The 26630-nt window shown below is 59.4% G+C and carries 25 protein-coding genes, 1 pseudogene and 1 other annotated feature; of the genes and pseudogenes, 7 read left to right on the top strand and 19 right to left on the bottom strand.

The window, feature by feature from the left end:
* Positions 1–9 precede the first annotated feature (9 nt).
* The 6 genes from PUT78_RS00940 to PUT78_RS00915 form a co-directional block, all read right to left on the bottom strand.
* Positions 10–939, bottom strand: coding sequence for a Gfo/Idh/MocA family protein (locus PUT78_RS00940; RefSeq protein ID WP_274350465.1), 930 nt, complete (start codon positions 937–939; stop codon positions 10–12).
* Positions 939–2684, bottom strand: a complete 1746-nt coding sequence (araD, locus tag PUT78_RS00935) for an L-arabinonate dehydratase (RefSeq protein ID WP_274350123.1) — start codon at positions 2682–2684, stop codon at positions 939–941. Before araD ends, PUT78_RS00940 begins: the two co-directional genes overlap by 1 nt.
* A gap of 24 nt (positions 2685–2708) precedes the next feature.
* Positions 2709–3920, bottom strand: coding sequence for a multiple monosaccharide ABC transporter permease (mmsB, locus tag PUT78_RS00930; RefSeq protein ID WP_274350122.1), 1212 nt, complete (start codon positions 3918–3920; stop codon positions 2709–2711).
* 12 nt (positions 3921–3932) lie between these two features.
* The gene (mmsA, locus tag PUT78_RS00925; RefSeq protein ID WP_274350121.1) at positions 3933–5450 is read right to left on the bottom strand and encodes a multiple monosaccharide ABC transporter ATP-binding protein; all 1518 of its coding nucleotides are present in this window, start codon (positions 5448–5450) and stop codon (positions 3933–3935) included.
* Positions 5451–5522: 72 nt separating this feature from the next.
* Positions 5523–6575 (bottom strand): multiple monosaccharide ABC transporter substrate-binding protein, encoded by a 1053-nt coding sequence (chvE, locus tag PUT78_RS00920; protein ID WP_274350120.1) that lies wholly within the window; start codon positions 6573–6575, stop codon positions 5523–5525.
* A 322-nt stretch (positions 6576–6897) separates the two neighbouring features.
* The gene (locus PUT78_RS00915) at positions 6898–7437 is read right to left on the bottom strand and encodes a plastocyanin/azurin family copper-binding protein (RefSeq protein ID WP_274350119.1); all 540 of its coding nucleotides are present in this window, start codon (positions 7435–7437) and stop codon (positions 6898–6900) included.
* Between the two features lie 236 nt (positions 7438–7673).
* Between PUT78_RS00915 and PUT78_RS00910 the strand changes: the two genes are divergently transcribed.
* A complete protein-coding gene (locus PUT78_RS00910; protein WP_274350118.1) occupies positions 7674–8240 on the top strand; it encodes a carboxymuconolactone decarboxylase family protein in 567 nt (188 codons plus the stop codon).
* On the opposite strand, the gene PUT78_RS00905 is transcribed toward PUT78_RS00910, so the two are convergent.
* From PUT78_RS00905 to PUT78_RS00895, 3 genes are all read right to left on the bottom strand, one after another.
* Positions 8234–8764 carry a TetR/AcrR family transcriptional regulator gene (locus PUT78_RS00905; protein WP_274350117.1) on the bottom strand — a complete coding sequence of 177 codons (531 nt, stop codon included), beginning with the start codon at positions 8762–8764 and terminating at the stop codon, positions 8234–8236. The two genes, PUT78_RS00910 and PUT78_RS00905, sit on opposite strands and share 7 nt — an antisense overlap.
* 247 nt (positions 8765–9011) lie before the next feature.
* Complete coding sequence (locus PUT78_RS00900) at positions 9012–9980, bottom strand: DUF3179 domain-containing protein (RefSeq protein ID WP_274350116.1); 969 nt, start codon at positions 9978–9980, stop codon at positions 9012–9014.
* Positions 9981–10167: 187 nt separating this feature from the next.
* The gene (locus tag PUT78_RS00895; RefSeq protein WP_274350115.1) at positions 10168–10335 is read right to left on the bottom strand and encodes a hypothetical protein; all 168 of its coding nucleotides are present in this window, start codon (positions 10333–10335) and stop codon (positions 10168–10170) included.
* Here PUT78_RS00895 and PUT78_RS23765 point away from each other — a divergent pair.
* From PUT78_RS23765 to PUT78_RS00870, 6 genes and pseudogenes are all read left to right on the top strand, one after another.
* Positions 10334–10456 (top strand): annotated as a pseudogene (locus PUT78_RS23765) (DUF6969 family protein); the annotation flags it as partial. The gene PUT78_RS00895 and the pseudogene PUT78_RS23765 overlap by 2 nt on opposite strands.
* On the top strand, positions 10404–10922 hold the full coding sequence (locus tag PUT78_RS00890; RefSeq protein ID WP_274350114.1) for a DUF6969 family protein: 519 nt from the start codon (positions 10404–10406) through the stop codon (positions 10920–10922). The pseudogene PUT78_RS23765 and the gene PUT78_RS00890, both read left to right, overlap by 53 nt.
* Positions 10919–11233, top strand: coding sequence for a hypothetical protein (locus tag PUT78_RS00885; RefSeq protein ID WP_274350113.1), 315 nt, complete (start codon positions 10919–10921; stop codon positions 11231–11233). The genes PUT78_RS00890 and PUT78_RS00885 overlap by 4 nt, the downstream gene beginning before the upstream one ends.
* Positions 11234–11379: 146 nt before the next feature.
* Positions 11380–11664, top strand: a complete 285-nt coding sequence (locus tag PUT78_RS00880) for a hypothetical protein (protein ID WP_274350111.1) — start codon at positions 11380–11382, stop codon at positions 11662–11664.
* A gap of 96 nt (positions 11665–11760) precedes the next feature.
* Entirely contained in the window at positions 11761–13335 is a 1575-nt protein-coding gene (locus PUT78_RS00875) for an ABC transporter substrate-binding protein (protein WP_274350109.1), read from the top strand.
* A 246-nt stretch (positions 13336–13581) separates the two neighbouring features.
* Positions 13582–14226 carry a methyltransferase domain-containing protein gene (locus tag PUT78_RS00870; protein ID WP_274350108.1) on the top strand — a complete coding sequence of 215 codons (645 nt, stop codon included), beginning with the start codon at positions 13582–13584 and terminating at the stop codon, positions 14224–14226.
* A 74-nt stretch (positions 14227–14300) separates the two neighbouring features.
* Here PUT78_RS00870 and PUT78_RS00865 read toward each other — a convergent pair whose 3' ends face one another.
* From PUT78_RS00865 to PUT78_RS00820, 10 genes are all read right to left on the bottom strand, one after another.
* Entirely contained in the window at positions 14301–15164 is an 864-nt protein-coding gene (locus PUT78_RS00865) for a universal stress protein (RefSeq protein WP_274350107.1), read from the bottom strand.
* Positions 15165–15177: 13 nt separating this feature from the next.
* Positions 15178–16668 carry a SulP family inorganic anion transporter gene (locus PUT78_RS00860; protein ID WP_274350106.1) on the bottom strand — a complete coding sequence of 497 codons (1491 nt, stop codon included), beginning with the start codon at positions 16666–16668 and terminating at the stop codon, positions 15178–15180.
* A gap of 62 nt (positions 16669–16730) precedes the next feature.
* Positions 16731–16786 (bottom strand) — a sequence feature (sul1 is cis-regulatory element that is thought to sense ions involved in sulfur or methionine metabolism; They are found in Alphaproteobacteria).
* A gap of 348 nt (positions 16787–17134) precedes the next feature.
* Positions 17135–18166 (bottom strand): ATP-binding protein, encoded by a 1032-nt coding sequence (locus tag PUT78_RS00855; protein WP_274350105.1) that lies wholly within the window; start codon positions 18164–18166, stop codon positions 17135–17137.
* A gap of 7 nt (positions 18167–18173) precedes the next feature.
* The gene (gene pstB / locus PUT78_RS00850) at positions 18174–18983 is read right to left on the bottom strand and encodes a phosphate ABC transporter ATP-binding protein PstB (RefSeq protein ID WP_274350104.1); all 810 of its coding nucleotides are present in this window, start codon (positions 18981–18983) and stop codon (positions 18174–18176) included.
* 10 nt (positions 18984–18993) lie between these two features.
* On the bottom strand, positions 18994–20742 hold the full coding sequence (pstA, locus tag PUT78_RS00845) for a phosphate ABC transporter permease PstA (RefSeq protein WP_274350103.1): 1749 nt from the start codon (positions 20740–20742) through the stop codon (positions 18994–18996).
* Positions 20743–20763: 21 nt separating this feature from the next.
* Entirely contained in the window at positions 20764–23385 is a 2622-nt protein-coding gene (locus PUT78_RS00840) for an ABC transporter permease subunit (RefSeq protein WP_274350102.1), read from the bottom strand.
* A gap of 75 nt (positions 23386–23460) precedes the next feature.
* Positions 23461–24426, bottom strand: coding sequence for a PstS family phosphate ABC transporter substrate-binding protein (locus tag PUT78_RS00835; protein WP_274350101.1), 966 nt, complete (start codon positions 24424–24426; stop codon positions 23461–23463).
* Positions 24427–24863: 437 nt separating this feature from the next.
* A complete protein-coding gene (locus PUT78_RS00830; protein ID WP_274350100.1) occupies positions 24864–25022 on the bottom strand; it encodes a DNA gyrase inhibitor YacG in 159 nt (52 codons plus the stop codon).
* On the bottom strand, positions 25022–26056 hold the full coding sequence (locus PUT78_RS00825) for a ribonuclease E/G (protein WP_274350099.1): 1035 nt from the start codon (positions 26054–26056) through the stop codon (positions 25022–25024). Before PUT78_RS00825 ends, PUT78_RS00830 begins: the two co-directional genes overlap by 1 nt.
* Entirely contained in the window at positions 26053–26628 is a 576-nt protein-coding gene (locus tag PUT78_RS00820) for a Maf family protein (protein WP_274350098.1), read from the bottom strand. The genes PUT78_RS00825 and PUT78_RS00820 overlap by 4 nt, the downstream gene beginning before the upstream one ends.
* Positions 26629–26630: the final 2 nt, after the last annotated feature.

Below are 26630 nucleotides of genomic sequence, written 5' to 3'. Positions count from 1 at the left end.
CTCTCTTGGTTATTCGGTGAAGGGGGCCGTGCGGCGACGGTGGCCAAGCGCCAGCGCATCAGACACATGCACCATCGGGCGCAGGTCCATGTCGATGCCGCCACGCGCCAGAAGCCGCGCCATTTTCGCATAAAGCCGGGGGTATTCGCCCGACAGCGGTGTGTCATCCGCCGGGGGTGGGGCGGCCCCGTCAATTTTGATCCGGGCACCGCCATCGGCCAGCGTCAGGGTGCCCGCGTCGGTTTCGGCAACAATTGTCCATGTCTGATCGCCTTCCTGCCGCCAGTCGAAAACCGCTGAAACCTCTGCCCCTTCGGGGTGGTAAAATGTCAATTCCGCACCAATCGGAGTCTGGCGGTTTTCCGGCACATCCAGCGTGGCTGATGTCAGGTGAATGTCATGCGGCAGGATTTCCGTGACGATGGACAGCGCATTGATGCCGGGATCAAACACGCCCATGCCGCCCGGTTCCCATATCCATTCCTGCCCCGGATGCCAGCGGCGCACATCTTCCTTCCAGATGACGCGCAGTGCCCGCAGGCGCTTATCGGCCAGCCATGCCTTGGCCACCGGAACCTTGTCCGCTTCGCGCGAATGCCAGGTGGCAAACAGGCATACGCGATGCGCTTCGGCAAGCCGGTGCAAGGCGTGGCATTCGGCAAGGGTGGCACCGGGTGGCTTTTCCAGCATCACATGGCGGCCCGCGCGAATGGCACGCGCCGCCGCGTCGAAACGGGGCACCGGCGGCAGGCACAGCGAGATGACGCTGATATCATCGCGCGCGGCCAGCAGGCTGTCGATATCACTGAACGCGGCAACACCCGGCACCGAACCATGGCGCGACACTGTCGCCGCAAGGGTGAAATCGGGCGAGGCGGCAATCGCGGGAACATGCTGATCCTGTGCGATCTTGCCGATGCCCATTAACGCAATATCAATCAATGGCTTTCCTTTCCGACAGCGTTGCCCCGGCAGCCGATCAGAAAATCCAGGTCCGCGCCGGTATCTGCCCCTTGCACATGCGCCTGATGCAGCCACGCATAACCACTTTCGGGTTGGCCGGGCAGCGGGGTCCACCCGGCCAGACGGGTGGCCAGTTCAGCGTCGGACACATCCAGATGCAGGCGGCGGTTCGCCACGTCCAGCTCGATCATGTCACCATTGCGCACGACGGCCAGTGGTCCGCCGGCAGCTGCCTCAGGCGAGGTATGCAGCACCACGGTTCCGTAAGCAGTGCCCGACATGCGCGCGTCCGAAATGCGGATCATATCCGTCACGCCCTTGCGCAATATCTTCGGCGGCAGGCCCATATTGCCCACTTCGGCCATGCCGGGATACCCCTTTGGCCCGCAATTCTTCAGCACCATCACGCAGGTTTCGTCAATATCCAGATCAGGGTCTTCAATCCGCGCCTTGTAATCATCGATATCTTCGAACACGACAGCACGGCCCCGGTGCTGCAACAGCGCGGGCGTGGCGGCAGATGGTTTCAGCACCGCCCCTTTCGGCGCAAGATTGCCGGTCACCACGACAATACCGCCCGATTGTGTCAACGCCTTGTCGGTCGGCAGGATCACGTCATCATTGTGGTTGACCGCGCCCCTGACCTCTTCCCAGATGGTCTTGCCGGAAACCGTCAGCGTGTCGCGGGCCAGCATCCCGCCTTCGCCCAGACGCTTCAGCACCACGGGCAGGCCACCGGCATAGAAGAATTCCTCCATCAGGTATTTGCCCGACGGCATCAGGTTCACGATGGTCGGCACATCGCGCCCCCAGCGGTCCCAGTCTTCCAGCGTCAGATCAATCCCCACCCGGCCCGCCAGCGCCAGCAGATGGATCACCGCATTGGTGGACCCGCCAATGGCGGCATTGGTGCGGATGGCATTCATGAACGCATCTTTTGTCAGAATGTCGGATGGTTTCATGTCGTCTTTGACCATCTGCACAATACGGCGGCCCGAATGCTGCGCGATCACCCGGCGGCGGCTGTCCACAGCGGGAATTGCGGCATTGCCCGACAGCGCCATGCCCAGCGCTTCAGCCATGGATGCCATGGTCGATGCCGTGCCCATGGTGTTGCAGGTGCCGGTTGACCGCGACATCGACACTTCGGCTTCCAGGAATTCCTCCTGCGTCATCTCACCTGCTTTCACAGCTTCGGAAAATTTCCACAGATGGGTGCCCGACCCGACCCGTTCCCCGCGATAATAGCCGTTCAGCATCGGCCCGCCGGTGACCACGATGGACGGAATATCGCAGGACGCCGCCGCCATCATCAGCGATGGCGTGGTCTTGTCGCAGCCGACCATCAGTACCGCGCCATCCATCGGCTGGCCGCGTATGGTTTCCTCTATCGACAGCGCGGCCAGATTGCGGAACATCATTGCGGACGGGCGAAAGGTATTTTCCGAGGCGGAAAATACCGGCACTTCAACCGGAAAACCGCCTGCTTCCCAGATGCCGGCCTTTATCTTTTCTGCAAGGTCTTTCATGTGAATACCGTTGCAGGGCGACAATTCCGAGAAGGTGTTCAGGATGCCTATGATCGGGCGCCCATCAAACAAGTCATCGGGATAGCCCTGATTTTTCAGCCAGCTGCGATGATAAATCACATCGCGCGAGATGCCACCATACCATTCCTGTGACCGCAGCCTGCGGGGCCATTGTGCTGGTTTGAACGTCATGGGAGTTTCCTTTCCCTTCAGGTCTCAGGCCTGTTTGCTTTTGTTGTAGACGTCGAAGAACACGGCGGCGAGCAACACCAGCCCCTTGATCACCTGCTGGTAATCAATACCGATTCCCATGATCGACATGCCGTTATTCATGACACCCATGATGAAGGCACCCACTACGGCACCGATGATCTTGCCCACACCGCCCGACATTGATGCACCGCCGATGAACACCGCCGCAATTACGTCAAGTTCCAGCGCGAACCCCGCCTTGGGCGTGGCGGTGTTCAGCCGCGCGGCAAAGATCAGCCCGGCAAGGGCTGCCAGCACGCCCATGTTGACAAAGGCCAGAAAGGTCAGCCGCTCGGTCTTGATGCCTGACAGTTTCGCTGCCTTTTCATTGCCGCCAAGCGCATAGATGCGCCGCCCGATCACCGTGCGTTCTGTCACGAAAGCATAGATCAGGATCAGCACACCCATGGTGACCACCACATTGGGCAAGCCACGGAAGGTGGACAGTTTGAACATAAGGAACAGAATGGCCGCAGCGATGATGCCATTGCGCAACCAGAACAGGCTTAGTGGTTCATCCTCGGTCCCGTAGCGCGCGTTGCGGTTGCGTTTCTTCAGGCCCATGGCGATGACGGCAGCCGCAGCAACCACGCCAAGGCTGAAGGACAGCACGTTGAAAGCGCGCGTGCCAAACACACCTGCCAGATATTCGCCCAGCACAGCGGGAAAGATGTCACCGACAAACCCCGTGGACAGCAGTTGAAATTCGCGCGGGAACGGTCCGACTGACTGGCCCTGCAACAGCCACAGCGACAGGCCGCGGAACACCAGCATCCCCGCCAGCGTCACGATGAAGGACGGAATCCGCCACATCGCCACGAAATAGCCCTGCGCCGCGCCGATCAGCCCGCCGGTGATCAGGCAGATCATCATGGCGACAGGCATCGGCACATTGTAATTCACGATCAGCACCGCCGCCAACGCACCGATGAACCCCATGACGGAACCCACCGACAGGTCGATATTCCCCGACACGATGACAATCAGCATCCCCAGCGCCATGATGATGATATAGCTGTTCTGCAGGAACAGATTGGTGATGTTCACAGGCCGCATCAGTGTGCCGCCGGTGACGATCTGGAAAAATACCATGATGGCAATCAATGCGAACAGCAGCCCGAAATCGCGCATATGCGATGCCAGATATTCCTTGATTCCCTTGGTTTGTATCGTCATTGCGCTATTTCCCTATTCACTGACGATGAGCGACATGATGCGCTCCTGGCTGGCGTCCGCGGCGGGCAGTTCGCCCACAAAGCTGCCTTCATTCATCACATATATCCGGTCACACATGCCCAGCAGTTCGGGCATTTCAGAGGAGATCATGATCACCCCCTTCCCCTGTGCCGACAGATCATTGATGATCGTATAAATTTCATATTTCGCGCCCACATCGATGCCGCGCGTCGGTTCATCCAGGATCAGCACTTCGGGCGCGGTGTGCAGCCATTTGGCCAGCACCACCTTTTGTTGATTACCGCCTGACAGGTTACCGACCTTCTGGAACACCGAAGGGGTGCGGGTACGCAGCGCGGCGCGGTATTTCTCGGCCACCAGTGTTTCGGCGCGGAAATCCAGCACGCCATGTTTTGACACGCTGCCCAGATCAGCAAGTGTGGTGTTGAACCGGATGGTTTCATCCAGCACCAGACCCAGCGACTTGCGGTCCTCGGTGACATAGGCCAGACCGGCGGCAATCGCGCGGGCCACAGTTGACACATCCACAGGCTGGCCGTGCAGTTTTGCCGTGCCGCTGATACGCCGCCCATAGGATTTGCCGAAAACCGACATCGCCAGTTCGGTGCGCCCCGATCCCATAAGGCCCGCAATGCCCACCACTTCGCCCGCGCGCACATTCATCGATATATCGTGGATCACCTGCCGGTCGCGGTGTTCGGGGTGCCAGACATTCCAGTCCGCGATTTCCATCAGCATTTCACCGGCGCGGCGCGTCCGTTCGGGGTAGCGGTCGGACATGTCGCGGCCCACCATGTCGCGCACGATGTCGTTTTCCGACAGGCCGACCTTGGCATCCTTGGTGGACACTGACATGCCATCACGGATGACGGTCACTGTGTCGGCGACATAGCGCACTTCGCCCAACTTATGGGTGATGATGATGCAGGTGACGCCCTGCGCCTTCAGTTCCAGCATCAGATCCAGCAATTTGCGTGAATCGTTTTCCTGAAGCGCCGCTGTCGGTTCATCCAGAATCAGAAGTTTCACGTTCTTTGACAGCGCCTTGGCGATTTCGACCAGCTGCTGCTTGCCCACGCCGATATGGTCAACCAGTGTGCCCGGACTTTCGCGCAGCCCCACCTTTTTCAACAGCGCCTCTGTGCGGTGGTTGGTCTCGTGCCAGTCGATAACCCCGGCGGTGGCGGTCTCGTTTCCCAGAAAGATATTCTCAGCAATCGATAATTGCGGCACCAGTGCCAGTTCCTGATGAATGATAATGATGCCACGATCTTCGGAATCGCTGATGTCGCGGAATTCGGCAAGCGCACCTTCAAAATGGATTTCACCATCATAGCTGCCCGCCGGATAGACGCCTGACAGCACCTTCATCAGCGTGGATTTTCCCGCACCGTTTTCCCCGCAGATCGCGTGAATCTCGCCTGCTTTCACTTCAAGTGTCACACGGTCCAGCGCCTTCACCCCAGGGAATTCCTTGGTGATGGCGCGCATCTCAAGAAGCGCCGTCATGGTGGCCTCGTGTCTGGCAAAATAAATGCGCCTGCCCGCCGCTATCGGGGGCAGGCGCCGGAAGGAACGGGATCAGTTGATCTGGTCAGCAGTGTAGTAACCGGACCCGATCAGCACCTCTTCCCAGTTCGACGCATCCACGGACACAGGTTCCAGCAGATAGGACGGAACCACCTTGACGCCGTTATCATAGGTTTCGGTGTCGTTGATTTCTGGATCAGTGCCGGCCAGCACGGCATTGACCATGCCCACTGTCACACGGGCCAGTTCGCGGGTGTCCTTGAACACGGTAGAATACTGCTCACCCGCCAGAATGGATTTGATCGACGGGATTTCAGCATCCTGCCCCGAAACGATCGGCATCGGCTGATCGCCGGAACCATAGCCGACCCCCTTCAGCGACGACAGAATCCCGATGGACAGACCGTCATAGGGCGACAGCACGCCATGCACATCCTTGTCGGTATAATGTGCCGACAGCAGGTTATCCATACGCGCCTGTGCCACGGCACCATCCCAGCGCAGCGTACCCACGGTATCCATGCCCATCTGGCCGGAAACGATATCAATCGTGCCGTCGTCGATCAGCGGTTGCAGGATGCTCATCGCGCCATTGTAAAAGAAATAGGCATTGTTGTCGTCGGGGGAGCCGCCAAACAGTTCCACGTTATAAGGGCCATCGCCAAAGCGCGATTCCAGACCGCCCACAAGGCTTGACGCCTGCTGCACACCAACCTGGAAATTATCGAATGTGGCATAGTAATCCACATTTCCGCTGTCCCGGATCAGCCGGTCATAGGCGATCACCCGCACCCCGGCCGCTGCTGCGTTTTCCAGCGCATTCGACAGGGTCGTGCCATCAATGGCGGCGATCACAAGAACCTCAACCCCTTTGGTGATCATGTTTTCGATCTGTGACAACTGGTTGGGAATGTCGTCTTCCGCATATTGCAGATCCGCCTGATAGCCAGCGGCTTCCAGTTCCCTGACCATGTTATCCCCATCGGCGATCCAGCGCGCGGAGGATTTGGTCGGCATGGCAATACCCACAAGGCCCTGGGCATGTACCGGCACAGCAAATGCAATGGCCGCGGTCGCCGCGGCCAGGATTGACTTGATCTTCATGTTTTCCTCCCGAAATCGGCGGCAGTCAGACCTGATCCCCTGCACCCGCCGGATAATGATTGGACACGGTTGTCCACACCGCCTTAATAGGCAGGTAGACACATGCAAGTAAAATTCTGATTTCGGCCTTCGACATACCAAAAATGTAATGCAGAAATGAACGGCATACTATTCATCCAACAGGAAAATTCCTGCATCAGCGACGCGATCAGTCGCACGGATGCCGCTGGCTGATCGTGTGTTTTGCGCAGCACACGCCAAAGGACCACAGCGCGGCAAATTACGACAAGGCAGCCGCGTCGGGCAACGCCTGCTCCCCCAATCAGATCAGCCCTTCGGCCCGCCCTATCCTGTCGATTTCGCCCATGTATTCCGCAACTCTGCGGGCGATCATTGGTCCGGGGCGCGCAGCGCTCGCAGCACGCACAGCCGCAAGATTGCGGGTGAAATCCCCAACAAGGACAAAGCCGATCATTCCCATGGCCTGATGCGGGCGGCAGAAATACCCGTATGTCCCTTCTGCCCGAAATGTAACGTCAATCGTTTCACCGACCCCACCACCGAAGGATCTGGCGCCATCTGGCAGCGTGTCGTCATAGCTCTGGAAGCTATGTCCGCGATCAGCATGACCAAAGCGCACGCTTTCGCCCGGCCTGATCCGCAGAATTGCCGGCGCAAAAGCCATCTGCGTGCCATCAGGCGCGCGGTTATGGGCCGTGACGCTGTGCTGTGTCTGGCCCAGCAGCGCTGAGGGACGCAAGGCAAGCACAGACGCCCCCATCCCCAGCAAAAGCAGGCTATGTCGCCGCGACAGCACCAGCGGTGATGCGAGCGTGTGGCTGTGGCTGTTTGAAAATGTCATGTCCATCCTCCTCGTTGCTATTATAGAACAGTTCGCGGCCGTACCGGTTACGGTTACTGCGTCACGCCTGCACATTCGCGTGATGCCACAGGCATCTGAAGCCGGTTACAGTAACATCCGCGCCCCGCAGGGCGAAGTCCTGAGCATGAACGCACCCTTTCCACGTAGCATTGCATGCGCTGCCGCGTCATCCGAAGATACCCGCAAGAGCATTCCCCAACAGACCATAGGACCCCTTGTCGCATTTCCCGGATATCCACGACCTTGACCTGCACGCACGTTTCAGCAGGTTTCACCAACGCGGTATCCTGCCACTTCAGGAATACCACGACGCGGTCCTGCGCGAAGACAGCGAATTAACCATTGCGGAGCACAAGTTGATCGCGGTCTATGTCCCTTCGGTAAACGGGTGTCATTGCTGCTTTTCAGCGCATCGCGACCATGCGCGCGCCGGGGGCATTGATGAAGGGGTATTCGGCGATGTGGAAATTCATCTGGACCATGACGACATCCCGGCGCGCATGCGTCCAGTCCTCGCTTTCGCACGAAAGCTGACGCGGGAACCATCAGCGACGTCGATGACAGATGCGCAGGCCGTTTATGATGCAGGCTTTTTCGAAGAAGGATTGTTCGACATCCTGTCGGTGACAGCCCTATACAATTTCATGAACCGCATCCTCGAAGGCGCAGGAAGCAAGCGCCACAAAACGCAGCTTCAGATGACGGATGAGATGCGGCGCAAGTTCCGCTACAAGAACCTCTGGCAGATATTCACACGGCAGGCGACCCGCGACGGTCAGTGACGGGGCGGTGCCAGCACCCTTACCGCTTCAGCTGCGGCCTGTTCCAGAAAGTCGCGACCGGCCCCGGCGCGGGCGCGCAGCATCAGACCCCGCGCGATAGCAGCAATCATGACGGCACGGGCCGGAATGTCGCCCGCTTCCGGACCGGCAGCTTCAAGCCGCTCACGGATGCGGTTTTCCAGTGCAAGAAATCGGCGTTCAAGTTCGGCGCGAAAGCGCGGATTGGTGCCCGCCGCATCGGCCAGCACACAGGAAATAAGGCAACCGCGCGCCTTTGGTTCGGAAGTGGCAAGTTCGATCACAGCCGAAAAGAAGGCCGCAAGATCATCGCGCAGGTTCCCCCCTTGCCTCAGCGCCGCCCCGACCCGCGCCGTGCGCGTTCCGGCGTAATGCGCGACAGCCGCCAGAAACAACCCTTCCTTGTCCGCATAGACCTGGTACAGCGTGGCGCGCGGCATGCCCGTTTCACGGGCAAGCAAGTCAACCGATGCGCCGTCAAAACCCTCGGCCCAGAAGATTTTCATCGCGGCTTCCAGCGCCGCAGCTGCGTCAAACCCACGGGGCCGTCCCCGGGGGCGCGCTTGCCGCGAAGGTTCACCAGTTTCTGAACTCATTGTTCTGTAAATATACCGGATTGCGCTTTGCTTCAATTTATAAAACGGCTGTTCCGCAAGCAAAGGAACAACAAGCGCGCCGCATATGCCGTTGTTCAACAGGGCCGCAATGCGCAGGAATAACACGGCTGCCTGTGCTTCTGACCAAAAGCAGCGCTCACTCGCCCAGCATCCATATCCCGTCCGGGTGGAATGCGTGGAAGGCAAAGGCAAACGGGATGTCATGCGGCAGGTCACGCCCCCGCGCGTCGCGTACACGCACTGTGCCCACATCGCGCCCTTGGGCAATGGTGCGGTTGTCCAGCGCTGATGCCTGCCCCGGTGCCCAGTTCAGCACCACACCGGCTTCGCGGATCTCGCCCGCAGCGCGCAGGCGCGCATAGGTCCAGACGCGGTTCTCCACCCGGACCACACGGGCCAGCGGGTTGATGCCATGGGGCGGGTTTTCACCCCGGTACAGAAACGGACGCGCAGACGTATCATAACCCACATAGGGGTTTGACCCATAGGCACGGCGCCATTCGGGTTCGTCCATGACCAGCCCGTCGGGGTTCCGGTCGCGGAATTCTCCCCAACTTTCCATCCAGCCCGGCAACTGGGTCAGCACCTCGCGCGCATGCGCGCCGACCACCCCTTCGCCCACAGCCTGCTGCCACCAGCTTTGCGTCTCGCGGTCATACATGATCATGTCGGAATGACGCAGCTTGCCAGAGACACCGAAGGTATGGCGAATGCCATTCACGCGGGCATCGAACACCATCGCGGAATTGCACAGCGGGCAATAGGTAACGGCGACGGGCAGCCCGCCCACCACGTCATTCACGATCTCATGCCACATCAGGTAGCGGATGGGATAAGCGCGCGCGGCCTCGCCCGCATGTTCATAGGTCAGCACAGGTTCGCGGTCATCAAGCCGTGTTTCCTCCGCTGCAGGAATATGTGCTGGCTCCCAGATCGCCGGAATACCATCCTTGGGCGGCCCGCCAGAAATGACCTCGGCAAAATCGATGGTGGTGCGGGTAAAATCCGTCTGTGGCCATTCACGCGCCCATTGCACCGGATCAGCAGCAGCGGTTAGGGCGAAAATGGCAAGGGCCGGGACCGCAAGATATGTCAGAAGCCGCATGGTGTTCTCCTTCAATCTGGCACAAGCGGGGTATCGAACATGCCGCAAGCGGTCTGGCAGCGCGCGGAGTCGGGCACTGAACCGGTGAACGGGTAAAGCAAAGCGGAACCATGAACTGCCCGGCGTGGGACAAGAGGCGCAGGTCCGGCGCACGCGCGCCCCGTGCATCGGCTATACGACCCGGCGTTCAGTTCTGAACGCGATATTCCGGTTCCATGAACAGCAGGTCATCGGTATTGTCGCTGACGCCCATATGGCAGGCAGCACAGAAATACATCCCATCCGAATTCGCCCCCAGCGTCCGACCCATCAGGCATGATAGCCGTGTGTTACGCAAGGCCAAACTAAACGTCATGGGCGAGGTGCTGAAAGGTCAGGGCCAGTTTGTGCGCCTGACGCATTCCCCGCAGGGCGATGTCTTTGATGCAGAAACGCAGTCGCAATACTACTACCACGCCCATCGCGATGGCGAGCATGACCATTTCCACCTGTTCCTGCGCGCCAGGGGCATTCCGCCCGGTTGTGCCCCTGTGCCAGAAGGCGGCAGGGTGCGACTGGCCAGCAGGCGATCAGGCGCTGTCGCATCTGGTTGCACTCTCGATGGACCGTTTCGGCACGCCCACGGGCCTGTTCACGACCAACCGCTGGGTCACCGCTGAAACATGGTATCCGGGCGCAGATGTCATCCGCATGCTGCCGCATTTCGCCATTGACCATGCATATCCAAGCTGGCCCACAAACCGCTGGCTGACAGCGATGGTCCGGCTGTTCCACCCGCAGATCGCGCAACTGATCCACGCACGCGACGCCGCACTCGCGGCCAGACGCAAGGCCCATCCCGACCGGGACGTATTCGAGGATCGTGAATTCGAAGTGCTGAGCGAAACCACCATGGATGTAGCGGCCCAGATGAAAGCCATCGCGCAGGCACTGGACCAATGATCCGCGCGCGCCGGTTTGTTGCGGTTTTGTGCATCGGCATTGTGGCCAGCACGACTAGCATGGCCAAACCCGTTCCACCGCTATCCGCGAAATTTTCGCACCCCACGAACCGCTATCCGCATAATGTGTTGGGGGATTTGCGCGGGTTTGCGGAGCTGGAGGTGACACTGAAAGCGGGCACAACCCTGCAGCTGGTGCTACCCGAAAATCGCGTGTTCGAACATATCGCCCCGCGCCTGTGGGATGTTGATGGCGACGGAATTCCCGAAATTGTTGCGGTCGAAAGCGATCAGCGCCTTGGGCGCGGCTGACAGCGTGGTCGGCAAGGCAGGCATCCGATGGCACATACACACTGACCCTGCGCGCGGCGGGTGATTTCATCGGCACAAGGTTTCGCTGGCTCGCCCCCGCTGGCATTGCAGACTTCACCGGCGATGGCCGCGCTGAGATTGCCTATGTGGAAATGCCTCATCTGGCGCGCCGCCTTGTTCTGGTCCGGCCGGATGGCAACCGCTTTGTGCCGGTCGCGCGGCTGGACGGGGTCAGCAATCACCGCATCGGCGAGGATTTCATAACAGGCGGTGTGCGCGATTGCGCTGCGGGGCCGGGGATAATCATGCTGTCGGCAGACTGGCATCACCTACTCCGCATAACCTTTGAAAATGGTCGGTTGCGTGCGGCGGGACTCGGCCCTTTCAGCAATGCACAGGCGTTGGAGGCTGTGCTGGCCTGCAATGATTGACCGTCGACGCCGGGCGACAAGAATTTTCTTGTATGCGATGTCATTTATTGAAATGATCGTTCTGATATTCATGAACTCACCCTGCGGGAGCCGCCGATGACCCGAATTGCCATGCTTGCCAGCTCTACCTTGCTCGTTGCCGCCTCAATGAGCCTCGCGGCGCAAGCAGAAACATTCCGTTGGGCCAGCACCACTGATCCGCAGACGATGGACCCCCATGCCGCCAATGTGGCCCCGGTCACCTCGTTTCTGAACAACATCTATGAAGGGCTGGTGCGGCGCAACGCCGACATGGCGATTGAACCTTCTCTGGCAACCTCGTGGGAGCCGCTGGAAGGGGAACACGGCTGGCGTTTCAATCTGCGCGAGGGCGTTACATTTCACGGTGGCGAAGAATTCACCGCAGACGACGTACTGTTTTCCTATGAACGCGCGATTACCGATCAATCCGATGTCCGTTCATGGTTTGCGCCTGTCGCGGAAGTGCGCGTCGTCGACGATTTCACCATCGATTTCATCACCGCGGCCCCCAACCCGCTATTCCCCGACAGCATCGCCAATTTCATGATTCTGGATCGCGGCTGGACCGAAGCGAATGGCGCCGATGTGCCCGCGCGCGACGCGGAAAAATACACCACCCGCAACACTAATGGCACTGGACCCTTCATTCTGACATCGCGTGAACCGGGGGTCGAAATTCGGCTGACCCCAAACGCTGACTGGTGGGACGAGGCCACGCACAATCTGTCCGAAGCCATCTTCAACCCGATCGAGAATGATGCGACGGGTCTGGCCGCCCTCTTGTCGGGCGAGATCGACATGCTGGCGCCGGTGCCGGTCCGCGACGTCGCGCGCTTGCGCGAAACCGCAGGCATTCGCACATTCGAGGGGCTTGAAACCCGGGTGATCATGCTTGGCTTCAACCATACCGCTGATGCACTTTGGTGGGGCGCGACCGATGCGGACAGTAATCCTTTCACTGATCCGCTGGTGCGCCGTGCCGCCGCCCATGCCATAGACGTGACCGCAATCAACCAGATCCTGATGAGCGGGTTGGCAGAACCTGCAAGCCAATTGCTGCCCGAAGGTCTGTCGGGCTGGTCAGCAGCCCATGCAGCGCGGCCCGCGCATGACCCGGATTCCGCGCGCGCCCTGATGGCCGAAGCCGGTCATGAAGACGGATTCACTTTTGGTCTGCGCTGCACGAATGACCGCTATCTCAACGACGAAAATGTATGTCAGGCTGTCACCGGAATGCTGCAACAGGTGGGCCTGAACGCGCAGCTTGAAACCATGCCAGTGCGCAATTACTGGGGTGAATTGCGCGACGGCAATTTCGACATGTTCCTTCTGGGCTGGTCGCCGGGCACATTTGACGCCGAACACCCGATCCGCTTTCTTGCGGCAACTCCTGACGGAACTCTGGGAACCTGGAATTTCGGTGAATTCTCGGACCCGCGGATTGACGAATTACTGCCCCTGATCCAGCAAGAACTGGACCAGCAGGCGCGCCAGGACATGCTGGACGAAGTTGCAGGCGTTATTCAGGACCGGGTCGCCTATATCCCGCTCTATACCGAACCGCTGGTCTGGGCCGCGCGCGACGGGATCGAGTTGATCCAGCGCCCCGATAATTTCTTCATGCTGCGCTGGGTGAATGTTACGCAGTAACCCCTACGGGTGTCAGCGCGCGCGGAATTCCACAATTCCAGCCATTTTCCGTTGCTGGCCGGGCGCGATATATGCAAGAACCACCGCCGAATGCGTCGGGATACCTTGCTATGTTGATTGTCATTCAGAGAGGGTGTAGCGTGCGCTTCCATTCACGCAACACGCTCTGACCATATCACAACGCATGTTCAAGAAGCAGGGGACAGGCATATTGCGCTGCAATCATAGCTGTCTGGCGGACAATCCGTGACCACCTGGATGCATGAACAACGGCTGGAAGCGGCTTTTGATGTCGTTGCAAAAGCAGGTGCGCGCACCGTGCTTGACCTTGGTTGCGGGGATGGTGACCTGTTTGTCCGGCTGGCCGCGCACCCCGCGATCACGCAACTTGTCGGGATCGATATATGCACGGCATCACTGGCACGCCTTGAACACAGGTTGGCGAAAATGCCCCCGACGGCGGCCAGCGTCGAGTTGCGCATCGGGTCCATGACCGAAGCACACCCCGCGCTTACGGGCTTTGATTGCGCTGTGCTGATCGAAACGATCGAACATCTTGACCCGTCGAAACTGTCGCAGCTTGAACGCACCGTATTCGGACAGATGCGGCCGCGTATGGTGGTGGTCACAACCCCGAACGCAGAATTCAATACGCTGCTGGGGGTGCCCCGGCACAGGTTCCGCCACCCCGATCATCGGTTTGAATGGCCGCGGGTGCAGTTTCGCAAATGGGGCGACCGGGTTGCCAAAGCGTCTGGCTATGATGTCAGCTATTGCAACATCGCGGGCTGTCATCCCGATCTTGGCGGTGCCAGCCAGATGGCGGTGTTCAGGGATCTGTCCCGGCACCACGCCGACCGGGATACAGGTGGAAATCTGTCCAGCGGGTGACAATGCCAACAGCGAATTGCAGGATCATCTGACGGAAAGCCGCCCTGTCCGGGGCGGCTTTTGTCATTGGCGCATCAGCGCATCAGCACAACAGGCACTTTGCAGGAGCGGATCATTTCAGTGGTCGTGGACCCGATGATCAGGCTGCGGATGCGCGAATGGCCGTAAGCCCCCATGACCAGTAAATCAAACTGCGCCTCGTCCACCAGTTTGCCAAGCGCGGTTTCAGGCTGGCCCGCAATGACAGATGTTTCCGCGTCTATGCCTGCAGCCTTCAACAGCGCTTTCGCGTCCTCCAGCCCTTTCTTCGCCTCGGCTGTTGCCGTGCCAACAGTCACAACATGCACCGCAAGCCCCTGAAACAGCGGGCTGCGGGCAATATGGTCCACCGCCTTCATCGCCGATGTACCGCCATCATAGGCCACCAGCACTTTCGAGATGGGCTTGAACGCGCGCGATGCAACGAAAACAGGTCTGGTGCTGGCGCGGATGATACGTTCAAGGTTGGACCCCAGATGGCCCTTGGCGAAATCAGCCGCCTCACCGCGTTTGCCGACCATCACAACGCGGGCATCTTTTTCAACTTCGCTGACGGTTTCAACCACATCACCCTGACGCAGGCGGGTGGTAATTTCGCTGACACCGGCCTTGTCCAGAATGGCACGCGCATCTTCCAGAATGGCGCGGCCCCTGTGACTGATCAGCTTTGCGCGCTGTGCATCCAGTTCCGCCAGTTCTTCCAGCAGCGCTGTGCGCGCGCCCAGCTTGATGGAACCGGACAGATCTGTCTTGTCCGGTGCTTCACGGCGACCCAGCACATGCAGCAATTCAACCGGGGCACCGGTGCGCTGCGAAATCCATGCCGCATGTTCGCAAACACTGGCCGAATAGATGGACCCATCGATAAGGGCCACGATTTTCTGTGGTTGTTCGGTCATGCCCGGTTCCCCCTCAATGCGACATCAGCTTGTCCATCGCGCCCGGCTTGTCATGGATGGCAAGCTTGTCAACGATGGTTTCGGTGGCTTCATTCATGCCGATGACTTCAACCTCGGCCCCGTCACGGCGGAATTTAAGGATTGCCATATCCAGCGCCTGAACGGAAGAAATATCCCAGATATGCGCACGGCTGACATCAATGACAACGCGGTCCAGTGCTTCGCGGAAGTCGAACGCATCCATGAAATCCTCGACCGAGCCATAGAACAACTGACCTTCAAGGATATAGGTGCGTTCGCTGCCATCCTTGGAAATCGTGCTGCGCATCGTGAACAGTTGCGCGATCTTGCCCGCGAAGAAAATGCCCGACAGCAGCACGCCCACCAGCACACCAATCGCAAGGTTATGCGTGTAAACCACGGTTACCACGGTCGCGATCATCACAATGGAACTGGACCGCGGATGCACCTTCAACGCCTTGATCGACGACCAGGAAAATGTCCCGATCGACACCATGATCATCACCGCCACCAGCGCTGCCATGGGGATCTGTTTCACCAGATCGCCCAGCACAAGGATCAGGAACAGCAAATAGACACCTGCGGCAAAACACGACAGGCGCCCGCGCCCGCCGGATTTCACGTTGATGATGCTCTGCCCGATCATCGCACAGCCCGCCATACCCCCGATGAAGCCGGTCGCCGTGTTGGAAATGCCCTGACCAATACATTCCTGATTGCGGTCCGAACGCGTGTCGGTCAGGTCATCGACGATATTCTGCGTCATCAGGCTTTCCAGCAACCCCACGACCGCAATCGCCATGGAATAGGGCAGGATGATCATCAGCGTTTCAAAGGTCAGCGGAATATTCGGAATCAGGAATACCGGCAGCGTGTCGGGCAATTCGCCCATATCCCCCACTGTGCGCACGTCCAGCCCCAGTACGATGGCCACTATCGTCAGCACCACGATTGTCACCAGGGGCGACGGAATCGCCTTGGTCAACATGGGCAGGCCATAGATGATGCCAAGCCCTGCGGCCACCAGAACATAGGTAATCCAGGACACCTCTCGCGGGTCCAGTTCGGGCAGTTGCGCAATAAAGATCAGGATGGCCAGCGCGTTCACAAACCCGGTCATCACCGATTTCGACACATAGCGCATGACAAAGCCAAGCTTGAAAATCCCGGCACCAATCTGCAACAGGCCCGCCAGCACCGTGGCGGCCAGCAGGTATTCCAGCCCGTAATCGCGCACCAGCGTTACCATCAGCACGGCTGTCGCCGCTGTGGCTGCCGAAATCATGCCGGGCCTGCCGCCGGTAAAGGCGATCAGCACCGCAATGGAAAAGCTGGCATAAAGCCCGACCTTCGGGTCCACCCCCGCAATGATGGAAAAGGCAATCGCTTCGGGGATAAGCGCCAGCGCGACAACCAGCCCGGCAATCAGATCGCCGCGCACATTGCCAAACCACTGCGCGCGGTAAGCATCAAGTGAAATCATGTCATAAATTCCTGACCGGCAGCGGCTATGGCAGCACATCTGCATTTCATGGTGTTTGTTCAGGTTATCCGGCGGATCAGCGGCCGGAAGAGCCACCCGGACTTGCACCGGGTCCATGCTATTTGCGCGGGTGGTATGCGAAAAGATGCATCCTGCGCAACCCAAAAAGGGAGAAAACCGCCGCAGCGCAGCGAAGCCCGCCACAACTGTGTCTTTTCGCGTCAATCGTCAGCGGGCGGGAATCGCGAAAGTCCACGGAACACGCATTGCCAGCAACCAGCGCACGCCCGTAACATCGCGGACGGTATCCACATGGCCAGCAGTATCGCCATAACGCGGCGGCATGCGGCCACAAAACGGCAATGGGCCACCCTACCCCGGCAGCGGGTCAACTGCGCAAATGGTGGTCATCGCGGATGCAGCGCGCGACAACAGCAGCCCCGACCGGCCTGATGATACCGCGCCGCTAGTTGCAGGGAAGCAAAGCGTCGAATGCCGCGCCTTCACCCTGGGTTGACCGGATGCTCAGCCGACCCCGATGGCGGCTGAGGATATGTTTCACAATCGCCAGACCAAGCCCTGTCCCCCCACTGTCACGCGACCGGGCCTTATCGACACGGTAGAAACGCTCGGTCAGACGCGGGATGTGGACCGGATCGATCCCTTCCCCGAAATCGCGAATGCTGACGCGCAGTACAGGCCCGTCAAATCCGGGCATAGCCGCCAGTTGTTGCGCCGAAATATCAAGCCGCCCGCCACCACTGCCATATTTCAGGCCATTCTCGATCAGGTTGTGAAAAACCTGTACAAGCTGGTCATAATCGCCCGGAATGTCAGGCAGGTCAGCGGCCACAGCATAGGTTATCTGCACCTGCGCCGCGTCTGTCTGCGGGCGCAGCGCCGCCAGCGTGGCCTTAAGCACCATGTCGATGGATACAGGCGTGCGTGGTCTTATCTTCTCCGCCGCTTCGACCCGGCTGAGCGACAGCAGATCAGCTACCAGCCCTGTCATGCGCGCCGACTGTTCAGCCATGATGCCCAGAAACTCCGACCGGGCCACCGGGTCGTCGCCCGCCGGGCCTTGCAATGTCTCAATGAAGCCTGAAAGCACTGTCAGGGGCGAACGCAGTTCATGGCTGACATTTGCCACAAAATCGCGCCGCTGGGCCTCTGCCGCCTCGATATCCGAAATATCGCCCAGCGACAGAACGATTGTCTGTGCATCCGCATGGCGTGCCATAACGCGCCAGACCGTCTCGCGGCTGCCCGCACTGGCGTTGAAAGTCGCATTGCCATCCGCAGCGCCGGCCAGCACCCGTTCCAGCATCGCCGTGACATCAGGCTGACGCAGATGCGCGCGGATCTGCGCGTCAACAATATGCGCCCCGAACAGTTCCAGCGCGGGTGGGTTCGCGCGCTGTACGAAACCCGCCATATCAATCAGAAGCACCGGCTGAGGAAGGGCCGCTATCAGCCGCGAAATAGCCGCGCTATGCATGACCGGATCATCCAAAACGGCCGGTCACATAATCATTGGTGCGCGACTTCTGGGGGTTGGTGAAAATGGTGTCAGTGTCCCCGTATTCGATCAGCCGCCCCAGATACATGAACGCAGTATTGTCCGACACGCGCGCCGCCTGTGCCATCGAATGCGTGACCATGACAATCGTGTAGGTGCCTTTCAGTTCTTCGATCAACTCCTCGATGCGCGCTGTGGCAATCGGGTCCAGTGCCGAACAGGGTTCATCCATCAGCAGCACTTCCGGGTCCGACGCGACCGCGCGCGCAATGCAAAGGCGCTGTTGCTGACCACCGGACAGGCCAAGGGCGCTGTCGTTCAGCCGGTCCTTCGCCTCGTTCCACAATGCGGCCTGTTTCAGGGCATGTTCAACTGTTTCATCCAGAATGGATTTCTTCGTCACACCATCCACACGCAGGGGATAAGTGATGTTGTCATAGATCGACATCGCAAAGGGGTTGGGTTTCTGAAACACCATGCCCATACGTTTGCGCAGCGCAATCACATCAACACCCTTGGCATAGATGTCGAAGCCGTCAACCGTGATCCTGCCCCGGATGCGCAACCCGTCAACAAGATCGTTCATCCGGTTCAGGCAGCGCAGAAGCGTGGATTTACCGCAGCCAGATGGCCCGATCAGCGCCGTGACCTGTCCTTTCTGGATTTCCAGATTGCAGTCAAACAAGGCCTGGCTTTCGCCATACCACAAGTTGAAATCGCTGATATCAAGCGCCGGGCCTTCGGGGCTATTCTTGACATGATAGGCGGTCGGTTCGAATTCGATGATATCGGACATGTCTCTAACCTCAGAACTGGCCGGTTGCGTATTTGCGCTTCAGGCGATTGCGGATAATGATGGCCGTTGCGTTCATTGTGACAATCAGCGCCAGCAGCAGCAGCGTGGTGACAAACACCATCGGCTTGCCGGCTTCCGAATTGCGCGACTGGAAGCCCACATCAAAGATATGAAAGCCCAGATGCATGAAGCTGCGATCAAGGTGGATGAAGGGGTAAAACGCGTCGATAGGCAGGGCAGGTGCCAGTTTCACAACCCCTACCAGCATCAGGGGCGCCACTTCGCCCGCGCCCCGCGCCATGGCCAGAATCATACCGGTCATGATGCCCGGCAGCGCCTTGGGCAGAACGACATAGCGGATGGTCTGCCATTTTGACGCGCCACAGGCCAGCGACCCTTCGCGCATGGACCGCGGAACAGCCGCCAACGCTTCTTCCGTGGCGACAATCACCACCGGCACAGTCAGCAACGCCAGCGTCAACGAGGCCCAAAGGATACCGCCCTTGCCGAAAGTCGGGTTGGGCAGGTTTTCGGGATAGAATAGCTGGTCAATCGTGCCGCCCATGGTATAGGCGAAAAAGCCCAGACCGAAGACCCCGTAAACAATGCTGGGCACACCGGCCAGATTGTTGACGGATATGCGAACAATCGAGGTGATCCGCCCCTGTTTGGCATATTCGCGCAGGTAAAGCGCCGTTATCACACCGAAGGGGGCGACAAAGATGACCATCAGCAATGTCATTGCCACTGTGCCGAAGATAGCAGGCAGAACGCCGCCCTGCGTATTGGCTTCGCGCGGTTCGGTTGAAACAAATTCCCACCAGCGCGAGATATAGATGCCCAGCTTGTCAGCAATATTCAGCGTGTTGGCCGGGAAATAGCGCACGATCTGGCTCATCTCCGGGGTGATCTGGCGACCGCCAACTTCTTCCAGCGTAACAGTATAACGCCGGTCTATGGCGCGGATTTCATTAACCCTTTGTTGCAAATCCTGAAATTCAGCCTGCAATTCGGCAATCCGCATCTGCGATGCGGTCACTGTTGCCGCCGCCGCCTCTTCGCCCATACGCAGGACTGCTCGGCGTTGGTTCAGGCGCTCACGCTCTATCTGGTAGTTCAGCGCGCCGATTTCGCGGCGCTCCAGATTGCGGATTTCCTGAAACCGCGCACGCGCCGCGCGCTGTTCGCGGTGCATGACCGCCGGGTTATAGTCCATTTCCTGACCGTCAATGGTCATGCTGGCAATGCGCCCGACAAAAACGCCCCAGACCTGGCGTTCAAAATAATAGAAATCCGCAGGCTGGGTGACATTGGCGGTTTCATAATCCGCAACCCATTGGAAATCATCGCCATAAAGGTCAAAATTGGCGGTCTGATACAGTGTCCGATAGGCAAAACCGTCATTTTCAGTGACCTCGGCACGCTGGTCTTCGGTCAGGCGCGGCAGATCGGGGCGGAAAATCGCGCCGCGCCGTTCAACCCCGGCAATTACGCTGCCATCGGTCAGTTCCACGCGGTCAATTGGCTTTGGCCAGAAGGTTGTTGCGCCATTATAAAGGACAATCATCAGGAACCCGGCGATCAGGATGATCCCCAACGCGAGTGCCCCCCCGAACCCCCAGAGTGCGGGTTCACCAAGCGCCGAAAGATCGGCCGAATAGCGCCTGCGATTGCGCGGTTTCACCGCCGCGCGCGCCGCGACAGCGGCCACGCCAGCAGCGCCGGAGGCAGGTGGCTGTTGTTCATTCAAGCTCGTCATGTCTGTCCCCAAGCCCCGAAATTACAGATTGAAGGCGCGCTTGCGGAAGCGCTGGCGGATCAATTCCGCGCCGGTATTGATGATGAAGGTCATGATGAACAGCGTCAGCGCAGCAAGGAACAACACGCGGTAATTGGTGCCGTCTTTCACCGCCTCGGGCAGTTCGATGGCGATATTGGCCGACAAGGTGCGCAAGCCCGAAAAGATGTTCCATTCCATGATGGGCGTGTTGCCTGCGGCCATGACCACAATCATGGTTTCCCCCACAGCGCGCCCCATCCCCATCATCACCGCCGAAAACACACCGGATGCCGCAGTCGGCAACACCACCCAGCGCGCGGTTTGCCACGGCGTCGCCCCACAGGCCAACGACGCCGAACGCAGATGGCCAGGCACGGCATTCAGCGCGTCTTCGGCCAGCGTGTAGATGTTGGGGATCACCGCAAAGGCCATGATGAACCCGACAACAAGCGCATTGCGTTGCTGATAGCTGTCAATGAGCGACCCGCGCGGGTCATAGCCGATAGCGGTCAGGCCCAGCGCAACAAGGATGGACAGCACCATCGCGACCAGCAGCAGCGCCAGCCAGCGCCCTGCATCCACCATCCCTGCCCGTGACCGGTCCATCCCGGCGATCAGGTCGCGGTAATGATGCCCGAACTGCTTGCGAAACCCCCATGCGGTCACGAAATACGACAGCGGCAGCAGAATCAGGAACATGAAGGGTGTTCCTGTGCCGATGCGCCCTGTCGTCCATTGCTTGAAATCGCCGTAGAACAGCACACGTTCCAGTGACGCGCCAAGTTGCGCAGCCACCCATGCGGTGATCAGGATCGACAGGCCCATCAGCACGAATTTCGGAAAGCCATCGTATTTCAACGCCGTCTGCGCAGGCAATGTCTGCCACGCAAAAGCGCCGATCATCAGCCCCATGGGCAGCGCGAAGAAGCCCAGCAGCACCGCGCCGATCCATTCCTCGACCAGGGGTGCCAGCACCAGCGCCGCGATGAAGCCCAGAACCACAGTCGGCAGGGATTCCATCATCTCCATCATTGGCTTGACGGTGCCGCGCACGCGCTTGTCCACGAATTCAGACGTATAGATCGCCGCCATAAGCGCGATCGGCACCGCAAAGATCATGGCGTAAAATGCGGCCTTGAACGTGCCGAAAATCAACGGAACCAGTGAATATTTGGGTTCCGACAAATCCGTCCCTGCGGTGGACTGCCAGATATATGCGGGCTGGCCATAGCCTTCGTACCAGATTTTGCCGAACAGCACTTTCAGGGTCACTTCGGGGTGTTTCTGGGTGTATTGCCACGCCTCGAATTCGGCAGTGTCATTGACCAGCAACACCCCGTCAGCGCGCGGGAACAGCATCGCCCGCGCGTCGGCGGTCAGATCGCCGCTGCGTTCCAGTCGGAACAACACCTGATCAGAGGTGGAATGATACACCCAGACATTTCCAGCCGCGTCAGTGGCAACAAATTCCTTCGAACGCTGCGATTCAGACAGGTCGGTAACCGCGGCTGGCATTGGGGCATGCACCCGTGCGCGCACCATTTCACGCCCGTCTGTGGTGGCGCTGGTGCCAGTTTGCAGCCGGAACCAGACGGCAATACCGCCATCATCCATGCCCACGACAAGCGCGTCCTCGGCGGTCAGGAAACTCAGCGATGTCACACCGACGCCCTGGTCAGCAACGCGGCGGCGTTCTGCCATGGACGGCGCATCCATGTTGCGCAGGTCATAGCGGTAAATAAACCCGGCATCGGTTGCCACAATCGCACGATCACCTGTGCCTGACATCATGATGCCTGTGATCGTTTCATCCGCGCCAATGCCCAGTGGGGGCAAGTCGGTTGTGGTGGTTGAAACCGTTTCCTGCCCGGTCATCATGTTGATCTGCACACGCGACTGGCTGACACGGACCTGACCGCTTGCATCCACTGTTGCGAAGGCAATGGTCGGCCGCTCGACCGTGCCGCCAACACGGTAATCAATCGCGATAATCGGCTGGTCTGAAACCTGTTCGACCGAGGTCAGTTCAATCACGCTGGAATTGGTGCGGTAATCGCCGGTCCCGACGCGCGTATAAACAAAGCCATCCAGCATCTGGTCGCGCGCGTCAATCCGGGTCAGTCCGGTGGGCATACGCGAACGTGCGGTGGCGGTGCTGGAAAATCCGACAGTCGAAAAGCGTACTGTCCCGTCGTCAAAACCGAACGCCACGCGGTCGCGTTCCAGTGTACCGGCAACCGATGTCACCTGCGCCCCGTTGAAATCCAGTTCCGTGCGCGCAACTTCTGTGCCGCTGGGCACATGGAAGGTCAGCGCAGTGCCCGTTGTGTCAACCAGAACACCAAGGGTCTGGAATTCATCGCTGTTGACCCACACAACCGCGCCGGGCAGGTCCAGCTGGTGACGGACATTCCCGTCAAGTTCGCTGCCGGTCATCAAGGGGGCGACAACGCGAAACAGGAACACCATGATCCCCAGAACCGCAACAATCACCATCAACCCGCCGACTGTAATAATGCCGCCCGCCAGTTTTTCGCCAAGAACCACGCTGGACCGGGTGGTCATGCGCCGGCGCTTTGCCGCCATGCCGCGTTCGCTGGTGGTGGGGGCCATATCGCTCATGTTGCGTGTCCATCACGTTGAAAACAAAAAATGGGTAGGGCAGCCAATGCCGCCCCACCCGTGCAGGTCAGAACCTTATTTCAGGCCGAAAGCTTCCAGATCCATGTCTGCAATGCGAGCCGTCACAGGGAAGAAGCCAGCGCGCACAACGTCGTTCTGGCCTTGCTGGCTGTAGACGTAGCGCACGAATTCAGCGCGCAGCGGTTCCATTTCGGCATTGGGATCGACGTTCATGTAAACATACAGGAAACGGGCGATGGGATAGGTGCCTTCCGGTGCATCATCGGTGGAATAGCAATTGCCATCATCACCGCGGATTTCCAGCGCGCGCACATCTGCTGTGCCGTAGCCAACACCCGAATAGCCGATACCGCCGATATCAGCGGCAACGCCCTGAATCACAGTCGAGGAACCTGGCTGCTCGCGCACTTCGGGGCTGTAATCGCCGCCGAACAGCGCCACATCCTTGAAGTAGCCATAGGTACCCGAAGCGGAGTTGCGGCCATAGGTGGCAATCGGGCGGTCTGCCCATTCACCGGTCGCGCCAACTTCACCCCATGTCGTGATCGGCGCATCTGCACCGCCTGCGCGCGTGGATGAGAAGATCGCATCGACTTCCTGCAACGACAGGCAGGTCACTGGATTGTCGCGGTGAACAAACACACCAATGGCGTCAATCGCGCCGCGCATCGGGATGGGCGGGTAGCCGTAGCGGGCTTCGAATTCTTCAATTTCCGAGCCGCGCATAGCGCGCGACATCGGGCCGAACTGTGCAGTGCCTTCGACCAGAGCGGGCGGGGCTGTGCCCGAACCAGCGCCCTGAACCTGAACGGCAACGTTCGGATAGAAGCTGCGGAAACCTTCGGACCACAGCGTCATCAGGTTGTTGAGCGTGTCCGACCCGATCGATGTCAGGTTCCCCGACACACCCGAGGCGGCCTCGTATGTGGGCAGGCTCGGATCGACATTCTGTGCATTGGCCATGCCAGCGGTCAGGGCCAGCGCAGAGGCGGCAACGGAAAGGGTGAAGGATGTGCGCATCAATACGCTCCTTTGTTTTGTGTCCCCGGGGGGACAGTTGGAAACAACGGCTGAATACGGAGCGGATGTAACGGGATTATGACAAATGCAGCCTGCGGGATTTAATTTGCGCGATGCCCGGCATTGTTGCGCAACTCTGGCACAAGGCGGAATGCCGCATCTGCGCCAGCAACGGTTCCCGCGCAGCCAAACAGCCGCGGTTCCTTATCCAGCGCCGGAAGGGGGCGGCTGCAGCCAAGGCGCGATCAGATCAGCTGCAACACCCGTTCGCGGGTCGTTGCGGTCTGAAGCTGCGATTGGGGTTTCCACAGACGCGGCACAAAACCCGCACGTGACCCACACCGCAGGTCAGCCGGTTTTCTGGCGTCAGTTCAGCCTTTGAATGGCGGGATATGCCGCTTGTATAATACGCCCCCACTCTGACGTGGGTAAGCGCGCTAGGGTTTCTCTTCGATATCCGCGTCAATATCGGCATCTGGGCCGGGAATTGAATATTCTTCACGCAACCAGCGCCCCAGATCGATATCCGCACAGCGCTGCGAGCAGAAGGGCCTGAACGCAGGAACTGTCGCTTGTTTGCAGACCGGGCAGCGCATCACAGGCACGCCGTCAGCGCCACCCGGTCGCGTTTGCGCGTCAGTTCATAATTGCCAAGCGGGGTCCAGCCAGCCATCACTGTATCACGCCCGTCACGCCGGAATGCCGCCCGCAAGGATTGTTCAAGAACCTGCCGGTCCTTCTTGGCGCATGGTGCGAAATCAATGATCACCTGCCCCCCCAGCCCACGCAGGCGCAATTGACGCGGCAGTTCCCGCACAGTTGCGATATTGGCCTTCAGACCAGCGGCGGGGCTGGTATCGGGGCCGGTATTCACATCCACAGCGACGAAAGCGCTGGTGGTTTCTATCTGCATATGCGCGCCACCCGGCAACGGCACATGCGGGGCGCGCAGGCTGTCTATGGCCTCTGTCACGTTATGGCGCTGAAAGCTGCCTACGGTGTCGTCCAGCGTGTCAGGCAAGGCCCAGTCGCGCCACGCAGAAATATGCGGACCGGGCGCTGCCACCAGACATTCCGGCGAACCTGCTTGATCTGCCAGCACGTGTTCCGCAAGCGTGCGTATCTGCGCGATATCCTGCGCTATCTCATCATCATCCACTGTGGCGCAGGCAGACCGCAGGATAAGGCCCAGCCCCGCATCTGCGCCTGACATTGCATCCTTTGCTACCTCTGCCAGCGCAGCGCGCAAATCTTCATCATCAATCTGCCGCGAGATGTTCAGACCCGGCGCATCCGGTGTGACAATGGCATAGCGACTTTTGAACAGCAGCCGTGTCGTCACCGGGATCGCCTTGCCCTGTTCAGCAAGACCTGTCACCTGCACCAGAACCGGATCACCGGGGCGTAACCCCTTTGTCTGGCGCAAAAACCCGCGCTGCCCGTCCGGCAAGTCAACAAATGCCCCGCCAAGCCCTTTTACCGGGCGTCCCAACTTGCCGCGCAAAATGGTTTCGGGGGCCAGAACATCATCCGGAAGCGCGATCAGCACATCATCCAGCTGGCCATCCACCATCAGCGCGGCAGCTTCCTTGCCGTGGATATGGTCAAGCGCGATAACACTGCCCTTCATGCCGTAACATCCATCTGATAGCCCGCTGCGCGCAACAGGGTTGCCGTTTCGACCGCAGGCAACCCCATGACGCCTGTGAATGATCCCGATATCCACGGGATGAACGCGCCTGCCTGCCCCTGAATGGCATAGCCGCCCGCCTTGCCCTGCCATTCGCCGGACGCAAGATAGCCATTCAGTTCGTCATCAGACAAGCGCTTCATCCTGACCGTTGTGACCTGCGTGCGCGCCCAATGCCTGTCCCCGCGCCGCAAGGCAACGGATGTGATGACAGAATGCCGCCGTCCGGCAAGTTTTACCAGAAATTCTGCCGCCTGGGCCGCATTGTCAGGTTTGCCAAGGATACGACGCCCCAGCGCAACCGTGGTATCAGCGCAAAGAACAATATCGTCGGGGTCGGACGCAATCGCATCCAGTTTGGCGCGCGTCACGCGCTCGCAATAGCTGCGCGGCAATTCCTGCGCTTGCGGTGTTTCATCAATATCTGCCGCAACAATCGCGTCCGGCACAATACCAAGCTGTGCCAGAATTTCGCGTCGCCGCGGACTTGCAGACCCAAGAATAAGGCGCATGC

This window comes from Roseinatronobacter alkalisoli, from assembly GCF_028745735.1.
Taxonomy (GTDB): domain Bacteria; phylum Pseudomonadota; class Alphaproteobacteria; order Rhodobacterales; family Rhodobacteraceae; genus Roseinatronobacter; species Roseinatronobacter alkalisoli.
Note: the sequence above shows the minus strand (reverse complement) of the source record. Positions and strands in the feature narration are given on the sequence as shown.